We start from the raw sequence: 562 nt of genomic DNA, 5'->3' as shown, positions 1-562 counted from the left end.
ATAATCTACAGCGGTTAAAAGTGATAATAAATTTAAGAATTGATTTTTGACAATTTTTGCTGGGGTAGCATCCTCTGACATTAGACTAAAATAATCAAATGTCATTCTATTTGGCTTATCGCCAAGCAACCGATTTGTTAGGCTATTAATGTCATCTAGGGGTTCATCTATAATTGCTTTAATTCTACTTGATAGAGAAGGTAGCTCTCTAGTTCTAGCGGCTTTTGCTGATGTTAAATCATAGATATCTAAAGGAGTATTAGTTTGATTTATGACTTCAAAAATTGCAAAGGCTCTAGCCATTTCATCAGCTGGCAAGCTAATTTGAGATAAGTCGTAACTTATAATACCTTCTAGAAAGGCCTTAACATCTGTGGCCCATGTGATAGCTAGTTTTGACCAAGCAAGGCTAGTTCTTGCAGAATTATTTTCGTCAAGTATTTCTTTAATATCCGGTTCAACACCTGAAAGCAATTTAATAGCCTCTTCTTCACGGCTACTGTATTCTGCTTCAAGGTCTTGAGCTCTTTTAGAAGCAATCCTGTCCAGAGTTAATTTATGG

The 562-nt window shown here is 35.6% G+C and carries 1 protein-coding gene; it reads right to left on the bottom strand.

Going from position 1 to position 562, the window contains the following annotated elements; translation table 11 throughout:
* Nucleotides 1–562, bottom strand: a 562-nt coding sequence (locus tag J4D97_RS23215) for a hypothetical protein (RefSeq protein WP_208309655.1), incomplete at both ends; no start/stop codon positions are given.

The sequence above is a fragment of the Hymenobacter defluvii genome (assembly GCF_017589435.1).
Taxonomy (GTDB): domain Bacteria; phylum Bacteroidota; class Bacteroidia; order Cytophagales; family Hymenobacteraceae; genus Hymenobacter; species Hymenobacter profundi.
This window is presented reverse-complemented; position numbering and strand designations above follow the sequence as displayed.